The organism is Candidatus Electronema sp. TJ (assembly GCF_048287355.1).
Lineage (GTDB): Bacteria > Desulfobacterota > Desulfobulbia > Desulfobulbales > Desulfobulbaceae > Electronema.
Window position 1 is genome coordinate 1 of the sequence record NZ_JBLWEP010000133.1, and the last position, 6,736, is coordinate 6,736.

General features: G+C 56.7%; 5 protein-coding genes and 2 tRNA genes. 5 read left to right on the forward strand and 2 right to left on the reverse strand.

Going from position 1 to position 6,736, the window contains the following annotated elements; all coding sequences use genetic code 11:
• Nucleotides 1-619 precede the first annotated feature (619 nt).
• Nucleotides 620-694: transfer RNA gene (locus ACNKID_RS09570), tRNA-Glu, on the reverse strand.
• Between the two features lie 12 nt (nucleotides 695-706).
• Nucleotides 707-782, reverse strand: a tRNA-Lys gene (locus tag ACNKID_RS09575).
• Nucleotides 783-1,043: 261 nt separating this feature from the next.
• Between ACNKID_RS09575 and ACNKID_RS09580 the strand changes: the two genes are divergently transcribed.
• Genes ACNKID_RS09580 through ACNKID_RS09600 form a run of 5 tightly spaced genes read left to right on the forward strand, consistent with a single transcriptional unit; the run spans nucleotide 1,044 to nucleotide 6,669 of the window.
• Nucleotides 1,044-1,283 carry a hypothetical protein gene (locus ACNKID_RS09580; protein ID WP_417913204.1) on the forward strand — a complete coding sequence of 80 codons (240 nt, stop codon included), beginning with the start codon at nucleotides 1,044-1,046 and terminating at the stop codon, nucleotides 1,281-1,283.
• Nucleotides 1,280-2,878 carry an acyltransferase family protein gene (locus tag ACNKID_RS09585; protein WP_417913205.1) on the forward strand — a complete coding sequence of 533 codons (1,599 nt, stop codon included), beginning with the start codon at nucleotides 1,280-1,282 and terminating at the stop codon, nucleotides 2,876-2,878. The genes ACNKID_RS09580 and ACNKID_RS09585 overlap by 4 nt, the downstream gene beginning before the upstream one ends.
• Before the next feature lie 20 nt (nucleotides 2,879-2,898).
• Nucleotides 2,899-4,842 carry a hypothetical protein gene (locus tag ACNKID_RS09590; protein WP_417913206.1) on the forward strand — a complete coding sequence of 648 codons (1,944 nt, stop codon included), beginning with the start codon at nucleotides 2,899-2,901 and terminating at the stop codon, nucleotides 4,840-4,842.
• A gap of 22 nt (nucleotides 4,843-4,864) precedes the next feature.
• Nucleotides 4,865-5,608: a hypothetical protein gene (locus ACNKID_RS09595; protein WP_417913207.1), complete on the forward strand. Its 744-nt coding sequence runs from the start codon at nucleotides 4,865-4,867 to the stop codon at nucleotides 5,606-5,608.
• A complete protein-coding gene (locus ACNKID_RS09600) occupies nucleotides 5,605-6,669 on the forward strand; it encodes an SGNH/GDSL hydrolase family protein (protein WP_417913208.1) in 1,065 nt (354 codons plus the stop codon). Before ACNKID_RS09595 ends, ACNKID_RS09600 begins: the two co-directional genes overlap by 4 nt.
• Nucleotides 6,670-6,736 lie beyond the last annotated feature (67 nt).

Sequence of the window (6,736 nt, forward strand, 5' to 3'; positions counted from 1 at the left end):
CAAAAATAGAGACGACATTCTCCGCAAGGACGCTGGCTGCTCCAGCGAGCTGGACAATGGACAGGAGCAGCACCGTGTTTGAGGATGCGCGCGCAAGCAGGCTGACGGCATCGCCTTTGAAATACAAAGTTTTTTCTGGAGCTGCCGCGCTTTGCTGTGAGGCGCGGCACGTTTGCAGCGGGTCGTTTCACGCTTGCGGCAAGGCATTTCACGCTTGCAGCAAGGCGTTTAACGCTTGCAATGAGTCATTCAACGCTTGCAGCGAGGCGTTTGAAGCGTTGAATGACTCACTCGAAGCGTGAAGCAAGGCATTTGAAGCGTGAAATGAGTCATTCAAAGCGTGAAGCAAAGCGTTTGAAGCGTTGAACGAGTCACTCGAAGCATCAAGTGAGGTGCTTGAAGCGTGCAGAGAGTCATTCGAAGCGTGAAGCAAGGCGTTTGAAGCGTTGAATGAGTCACTCGAAGCGTGAAGTGCGTCATTTGAAGCGTGCTGCGAGGCGGGGAAAGTGTGCTGCGAAGCAAAGCAAGCGCGTTCTGCGGCGCAGCTGATTGCTCCAAAGCAGGGGAAAGAAAAAAGGGAGTCAGAGCATGGCTGCTCTGACTCCCTTACGCTATTTCGCGTCCCCAACCGGATTCGAACCGGTGTTGTCGGCGTGAAAGGCCGATGTCCTGGACCTGGCTAGACGATGGGGACTTTTGGGCTGTGTGGTGGGTCGTGCGCGACTCGAACGCGCGACTCTCTGCTTAAAAGGCAGATACTCTACCGACTGAGTTAACGACCCTTGGTAGAGGGCTATTATATACCTTTTCTTCTGATTTGTGTCAAGGAAAAAAGTGGAAATCTCTCCTGAATGGGGAGTCGTCTGCCGTCCATCCGTTGCCTTGCCTTGTCATTCCATGCAGCTGATGCGTATCAGCGCATCTGTCCTCTCGCCCTCTCTTTCGCCCAGAAAAACAGGCGGGCCGGAAAAAACTGGACAAAAAAAAGGCGATTATTTAAGATTCAGATTCATCCAGTTGTGCCTCTTGGCTTAGAGCATGTAATGAAAGAGCAGTTCATCACCGGCAAAAACTACGATCTGGGCGCAGGCGAGATCGGACGGATCGTCCGCACCCTGCTGTGCAGCAAACTTGTCCCTCTGGGCAACCTTGGCGGCGGAGCGCGGCTGCGCGGCCTGTTCGTGCTGCTGGTCTCGCACCGGCTGGGCGGGCTGATCTTCCCGCTGCTTGTCCCCTTTGAAGACAAACTTCACCATATCTATCAGCGCGTCAGACGGCGATGAGCAGCCAGAACATTCGTGCGCTGGCCGCCGCCATGCTCTGCTTTGCGGTGCTTTTTGCCGTCTGCAAAGCTGTTCTGCCCGGAGCGGCTTTTGTTGAAGCTGTCGTGCAGCTTGATCACCCAGACCGCCTGCAAGTGTATTATTCCGGCGGCGGCGACTTTGCTGAACAGTATTCCGCCCTTTCTGGAATGATTGAGCCGGAAATGCCGCAGAAGGCGCACATCCGGCTCAATCACGCTCCAGTCCGGCGGCTGCGGCTCGACTTGGGCGCAGTGCCGGGAACTGTCTTTCTGCGCAAACTGACTGTGGCTGGCGGTTACTTCGCGCAGGATGTCGTTCTTGGCCCGGAGGAAATTTTCCGTCTTTTCCGTGTCCATTCCGCAGGCACAACAGTTCGGCTGGAGCAGGATCATGTGGCAGTCCAGACACACGAAGACTCCTACATCGTCTGCAACGAGCCGCTGCTCCAGCCTGACAAGTTGCCGCTTTGGAGCATCCCATCAATCTTTGCCTTTTTCCTCTTCCTGCTGCTACAGCAGACAGACATCGCCAGCCTTGCTCCTTTTGCCGATCTGCGGAGCAAGCGGCCTTCTGTGGGCGAGAACATCGACGCACTGGACGGACTGCGGGGTTTCGCCCTGCTGCTGGTGGTGGCCGATCACACATGGGGCTTTTTTTCCGGCGCGGGCCGCAGCGGTGTCTGGATTCTCATGACCCTGAGCGGCTTCCTGCTGGCCAAGCCTTTTGTCCAGCAGCCGGAACGCATTCTCTCCCTACCGTTCTTGCGCCATTTTTTCATCAGGCGGATAAAACGGATACTGCCGGTGTACTACAGCTATATCCTGCTGGTTTTTATCCTGCACGGAAGGCTGGAAGAAGCGGCTCTGCATTTTCTCTTTCTCAAAGGGAACGGCCACCTCTGGGTGGTGCCGCAGGAAATCTGCTTTTATCTGCTCACTCCGCCGGCTCTGCTGCTCTGCCTGCTGCTTTTCCGCATCCGGCCTTGGCTGGTTCTGCCCGGCCTGCTGGGCATGATCATGCTGGCCAAGCACTTCTCCAAATCAGTGCTGCTGATCGGCGGTGTGGACGGCAATATCCCTCTGTATTTCGAAGTCTTCCTTGGCGGCATGCTGGCTTCGTGGCTGCATTACGGCTTCGGGCCGCATCTGAGCCGACTGCTGCGCCGGAGCCGTACAGGAGGACACGGAACCGCTGTAGCTGCCATTCTAATTCTGCTTTTGTTCGGCCTGTTTTCACATGAACGAGCGTGGGGCGGCAACCGCTTCTTCGCCCTGATTTATTATCCTTGGTTCGCCGCCGCCGCCGCCGTACTGATTCTGGCTGTGCTGGAGGCGGGAGCATCGCCGCTCCTGCGTTTCCTTTCCAGCCTGCCCCTGCGTGCGCTCAGCTTGGTCTCCTTCAGCATGTATATTTTTCACACATTGGTGATTGATGTGCTCCGCAAGGGCGTGTCGCTGTACGGCGGAGGCCCGCTGACCGGCGCACGGCTCTTCATCTCCACCCTGCTGCTGAGCTATCTGTTCGCCTGCGTCACCTACGCCCTGATTGAACGGCCTTTCCTCCGCTCTCTCTGACAGTTCAACGAGGATGTCAAATGCAGCTTTTCAAGCGTTCCGCCGCCCAGCCGCTGCACGGTCTGGGGATCGATCCGGCAGTTTCTTATAATAACCAAGCCTCCACCCGGCGAAAGTCTTGGCTCTCCATTCTGCTGCTGTTTCTGCTCTTCAGCGTCTGCTATTATTTTTTGATTTTCAACCGCGCCTTGGCTGAACTGGAGCTGGAGACCGACACCCGCACCATCCTGAAATTCTACTGGCCGAACAAGCACGGGCATTACAGCGAAAAAAAATCATCCCAGCTCATTATCAAGCCGGAACAAAAATATTACACTGTGCGGGTGACAGACATTTCCCGTCTTGACCGTCTGCGGCTTGATCCCAGCGAGGACAAGGCGGCCAAGATCACCATCCGCCGCATTATCCTGCGGCAGGCAGGTTTTCCTGTCTATCAGCTGCAAAGCAAAGAGGATTTTGCAACCCGGCTACGGCCCGTCGCGGAGGTGGAGGCACTGACTCCGCTGCCGGAAGGCGGCATCAGCATGACTGTCGGCAAGCACGATCCGCAGCTGAAGCTTGTCCTGCCGCAAATGGAGCGGCATGTCTCTTGGCTGAAGGAGCTGGAGCACGGGCTGATCATATTTCTGCTTGCCGCTGCCTTTTATGGCGGATCGCGCCTTTTTTCTTGGCAGCTGGAAGTTGTCCCCATCTTGGCGGTCTTTGTGCTGGCCCTGATTTTGGTCATGGCAGCTGTCAGCGATTTCAACACTCATCCCGATGAAGTTGTGCATGTGGCTGCCGCAGAATATTACACCAAACACAGCCTGCCGCCAAAGGTCGGCGATCCGGCCATCGCCCACACGTACAGCGCATATGGGGTGTCACGGCTGCACTCCGGCGAAATCTATTATCTGCTGGCCGGAAAATTCCTGCGTCTTGTCGGCCCGCTGCATTTGAAGCCTTATTTTGCCCAGCGGCTGTTCAACGTGCTGCTGTTCTTCCTCCTGCTGCTTTGGGCCTTCGGCCAGACCGAATTCCGGCCCTTCTTTTTGTCGCTGCTGATCTCCCCGCAGATTTGGTATATTTTCAGCTATGCGGACTCCGAGGCATTGTCTGCCGCCCTCAGCTTAGTGGCCGCCTGGCAGCTCGCGGCGGAACGGTCGCACCTCAACCGCCTGCTGCGCAACGAGCCGGAAATGAGTCGGCTCACTCCGTTGTGGCTGGGGCTGCTCTTCGGTCTGCTCCTTCTTCAGAAACAGAATTTTTATTTCCTCTATCTTTTTTATTTCCTCTATTTTCTCTGGCGGATACGGCTGATTCCGCCAGTATGGAGCAAAAGAACGCTGGCCCGCTTTTCTGTTGTTGTCCTTGTCGGGTGCCTGCTCTTCACCGCTTTCAAAGTCACAGACGCTTGGGTGAATGATTTCAGGAAAGGCCAGCTGGAGCTTGTCACCCGCGAGCAATATGCAGACGAGATATACAAGCCCAGCACGCCGCTGGAACAGAAACATGCCTACCTCCAGATGCGCGACCGCGGCAAAACCCTCCAGCAGCTCCTCGAAATTGACCGTTGGGGCGAAAAATCCTTCCGCACCGCTTTCGGGGTCTACGGCTACACCCAGTATGCCGCACCCTTCGCTTATTATGATTATGTGCGAATCATCAGCATGCTTATCCTTTTCATGCTGACAGTCTCCGCAGTCTGGGTCGGCGGACGTGCGGGCCTGACGCTGCTCGTGCTGGCCGGAGGCTGGTCGTTATTTTTCATCGCGGCATTGATCCATCACGCCTGGACTGTGGACTTTCAGGCCCAAGGCCGCTATCTTCTCCCAATGGTTCCAATGTTCGCAATCCTGCACTATCACTGCCAACGGATCGTGTTCAGGCCGGTCTTCTACGGTTTCTTCGTGCTCCTTTTCTGTCTTTCGGTGTATAATTTTGTTTTCATCGGACTGCATGAGATCGGCAAGTCAGCCTTGTAATTTTTTCATTCAGAGGGATTCCATGCCGCGCAAAAACATTGTCCTAGGACTCTTGGCCTCGTCCATCTTGTCCGCTGTGCCCAGCCAAGGGGCGGAGTTGGAGCTGGTCTGGTCGCAGTCGGACGGCCTGCGTTATGAGATATATCACAGCACCCGCAACGAGGGCGTTTGGGAGCCGCCAGAAAAACTGACAGACAACAACGCCAACAACCTCCATCCAGCCTTTGTCATCACGCCGGACGGCAACCGCTGGATATTCTGGTCGGCGGTCAATCCGGACGGCATCGCCATCGAATACACAACAGGCAAGGATGGGCGATGGGCGGAGCCGGTCAAACTGGAGATGGAAGAAGGCAGCACAGCCATTGCTCCGTCTGCCTTGGCCGCACAGGATGGCTCGGTCTGGCTGGTTTGGTCAGGCAGCAGCGGCGGCGGACAGGACGAGATTTACTGGAGCCGCTATGCGGCATCGGGCTGGCAGAAGCCAAAAATGGTCAATATGGCCAATCAGGTTCCCGACATCAAGCCGGAGCTTGCTCTTAATGCGCAGAAACAGATGGAAGTCCGCTGGCAGGGCTTCCGGGATGGGCAATATAAGATGCTGATTTCGGCCTATGCTGGGTCTGGCTGGTTGCCGGAGCAGGAAATGCCGGAGGAGAAGAAACCGGAAGAGAAGGAAAAGCCGGAACTGCCGGATTTCGTGCCCGCCAGCAGCCAACATGTCTTGCTGGATCTGTCTTCGGCCAAGGAGGGAGCGGGAAAATGAAGAGGAACAGCTGGCGGCTGGCCTGCGTCGGCCTGCTTGTCTGCCTGATTGCTCCGGCGGCTGGCCGTGCCCAGGGGACAACCACGCCGACACCGGCAGGAGTGCTCTGTTTCGGCGATTCCATCACGGCAGGATATCAACGCGGAGCCGCCACCGCATATCCCACCTATCTGACCAAGATGCTTGATGCCGCCTCATTTAAGGTGATCAATGAGGGCAAGGGCGGCGAAGACACGTATCATGCGGTTTCCCGTTTCAGCAAGGTGCTGGAGGCGTACAAGCCCAAATACGTGCTGCTGATGGAAGGAGCCAATGATGTCATTGAGCGGCTTTCGCCAACCACCACCAGCTTCAACTTGGAGAACATGGCCAAGCAGGCCACGGCCGCTGGAGCGACACCGATACTGTCCACCATCACGCCTAATTCAGATTCCAGCTTCGCCCCGGAAAACTACAATCCTTTGATTGTGGAGATGGCGGCCAAAGGCGGCTACAGGCTGGTCGACAATTACGCCAAGGTGGTGACGGAATGGAAAAATCTGACGTTTGACGGTCTGCATCCGAACAGCAGCGGTGCCTACATCATCGCCCAAAATTTTGCCGAACCGCTCCAAAGCGCAAAACGCCAAGAGGAGGAAGCGGCTAACGGCGGGGGAGGAGGCAGCGGCTGCTTCATCGCCACAGCAGCCTACGGCAGCGCGCTGGAGCCGCAGGTCGTTCTGCTGCGGAAATTCCGCGACCTCCGCCTGCTGACCAACGGGCCGGGCCGGGCCTTTGTGGCATGGTATTACCAGCATTCCCCGCCAGCGGCAGATTTCATCGCCCGGCATGAGCTGCTCCGGCTGGGTGTGCGTGCTGCCTTGATGCCGCTGCTCGCCGCCGCTTGGCTGCTGGTGGAGGCCACACTGGCGCAGCAGGCAGCCCTGCTGCTGACGGCGGTTTTCCTGCTGGCGGCAGTCAGACGGATCCGCCACCGGCATGATAAACAAACGATCTCCTGCATAAGTCCGCAGCAAGGATTTGCAGCAAGAAGCAGTCAGGCTGAAACGAAGTGCAGCTAAGCAAAGGAAGATTCCTGCTCGGCAGCCAAGAAATTTGGCTCGGCCGGAAAGAAGTCCGGCTTGGCCA

Excerpts from the sequence above, each read along its gene's own strand:
- ACNKID_RS09590 (WP_417913206.1), top strand. The coding sequence starts at position 2,899 with ATGCAGCTTTTCAAGCGTTCCGCCGCCCAGCCGCTGCACGGTCTGGGG.
- ACNKID_RS09585 (WP_417913205.1), top strand. The coding sequence starts at position 1,280 with ATGAGCAGCCAGAACATTCGTGCGCTGGCCGCCGCCATGCTCTGCTTT.
- ACNKID_RS09595 (WP_417913207.1), top strand. The coding sequence starts at position 4,865 with ATGCCGCGCAAAAACATTGTCCTAGGACTCTTGGCCTCGTCCATCTTG.
- ACNKID_RS09580 (WP_417913204.1), top strand. The coding sequence starts at position 1,044 with ATGAAAGAGCAGTTCATCACCGGCAAAAACTACGATCTGGGCGCAGGC.
- ACNKID_RS09600 (WP_417913208.1), top strand. The coding sequence starts at position 5,605 with ATGAAGAGGAACAGCTGGCGGCTGGCCTGCGTCGGCCTGCTTGTCTGC.